Raw genomic sequence first — 1621 nt, forward strand, 5'->3', positions numbered from 1 at the left:
GCCCTGTATCGCGTTATCGAAGATCGCGGGTCGAGATCCACGGCGACATGGTGTGCGACTCCGAGGACGTTTTCGATGCTTGGTTTGTACCATTGGTCCTTTGGGCCAACTTGGCCTCGAGGCGCAAGGTGAGCGCATCAATGTACCCCGTGGACCGTTTTTTCGTCGGTGCGTGCTTCTGGGTGGAGCCTGTTGGCAAAGCCGCAATCGACACAATTCCGGGCGGCGTATGGGTTCAGGCCACGCTCCGAAAGACTCGGATGAAGCTCGATGCCTGCTAAACCCGTCTGGGATTCAACGCTTGGATCCCCTCATACCCTCGTTTTCCATAGCAGCATTCCGCTCCTCACTGGCTTCAATGGGGTCCATGGCCTCGTCGATGGAAGCGGTCGCCCGTTCTGCAGCCGCCTTTGTTTCGTCGGCGGCGCCGGAGTCTTCATCGTCGCCTGGGGGCTCCAGCATGTCCTTTAGCATCGCGTCCAACTCCGGTGTGTCCCACGGCGCGCCATGCTGCTTTTGCTTCTTGATGTAGTGCCTGATCTCTGCATCTTGCTCGGCGGTCAAGGGAAGCCCACGAAACGTGCTTTTAGCATCAATGTCGACCATGATGTTCCTCCGGCGGTTGTCTCGCTCTGAGTGTAGCGCTATTGCGGCGACGACGGCTCATCTGGTGGCCCGGGCGCACGCGCTCGGTCAGCGCAGCCCGTGCCTGGCTGTCACGATTTTCAAGAGCGCGGGGCCGTCCCCGGTACTTCTCATCAACTCTCGCTGAAGTTTCGTCTTCGTGTTTTTTGTGCTGGTCTGCGTTCACTGCAACATTGGCGGCAGGAGCGCGAGGGATCGCATACATGACCGCGCCGGTGATGAAGATGAAGCACTACGCATTCATCGATCGAAAACTTGGTTGACGAGCCTTGCCCGATCGTGATGAATCGCTCCTCCTGAACTCGACGATCTACACTCGGCTGATTCCACCACGGAGGCGGTTTCCGGTAGCGCGAGGCATGAGTGACCTGTTAACCATCTGGCGACAGCAGTCGCCACGGATTGGCGTTTTGGGATAGAAGCGTTAATGTAGTAGCAATAGTCCCGTCAAAAGGTGCCGCGAGTGCTTCATATGAAATGGACAGACACACGGCCGACCACCCCGGGTTACTACTGGTTGCGCTTCGTCGACGACCGATCTCCCCAACAAACCATCGCGGAAATCTCCGAGGTGCCTGGCAATGGGATGGGCGAATACGTCGTAATTCTGATGGGAGACGACTCCATCATGGAACTTGACGACGCGTTCTTCGATGGAGGGCTGTTCGCTGGACCGATCGAGCCACCGTTGATTGAGGACCGACCGTAATCAGACCGACCGCCGGACTGGCAGCGCGACGGATTGATGCTACTGCGCGGGACTATTGGTCCGAATGCCAACTCCGAGGCTGTTATGGGCCGTCTGGTGGTCGTATCAAGCCGTACTGCGGATCCTCGGAAAGCTGCGGCAGGGGAGGCCTCGCGCTAGCCCTCCGGCAAAGCCTTGAACAGACTGGCGGCGTCCACCGGTGGACCCGTTCCCGGTGGTACATCAGGACAAGCCCGCCTGTGCCATCATTTCCCGCTACAACGGACC

General features: G+C 58.7%; 3 protein-coding genes. 2 read left to right on the forward strand and 1 reads right to left on the reverse strand.

Features of this window, described 5'->3' with window-relative positions; translation table 11 throughout:
• On the forward strand, positions 1–281 hold a 281-nt coding region (locus tag AWB67_RS42755), incomplete at its 5' end, for a hypothetical protein (protein ID WP_235025591.1).
• 13 nt (positions 282–294) lie between these two features.
• Here the strand turns inward: AWB67_RS42755 and AWB67_RS37375 are convergent.
• Positions 295–606, reverse strand: a complete 312-nt coding sequence (locus AWB67_RS37375; RefSeq protein ID WP_087660810.1) for a hypothetical protein — start codon at positions 604–606, stop codon at positions 295–297.
• 511 nt (positions 607–1117) lie between these two features.
• Between AWB67_RS37375 and AWB67_RS37380 the strand changes: the two genes are divergently transcribed.
• The gene (locus tag AWB67_RS37380) at positions 1118–1354 is read left to right on the forward strand and encodes a hypothetical protein (protein ID WP_200822418.1); all 237 of its coding nucleotides are present in this window, start codon (positions 1118–1120) and stop codon (positions 1352–1354) included.
• The last annotated feature ends 267 nt before the right edge of the window (positions 1355–1621 follow it).

This window comes from Caballeronia terrestris (assembly GCF_001544515.1).
Lineage (GTDB): Bacteria > Pseudomonadota > Gammaproteobacteria > Burkholderiales > Burkholderiaceae > Caballeronia > Caballeronia terrestris.

Coding starts and splice junctions, on each gene's coding strand:
- AWB67_RS37375 (WP_087660810.1), bottom strand. CDS start 606: ATGGTCGACATTGATGCTAAAAGCACGTTTCGTGGGCTTCCCTTGACC.
- AWB67_RS37380 (WP_200822418.1), top strand. CDS start 1,118: ATGAAATGGACAGACACACGGCCGACCACCCCGGGTTACTACTGGTTG.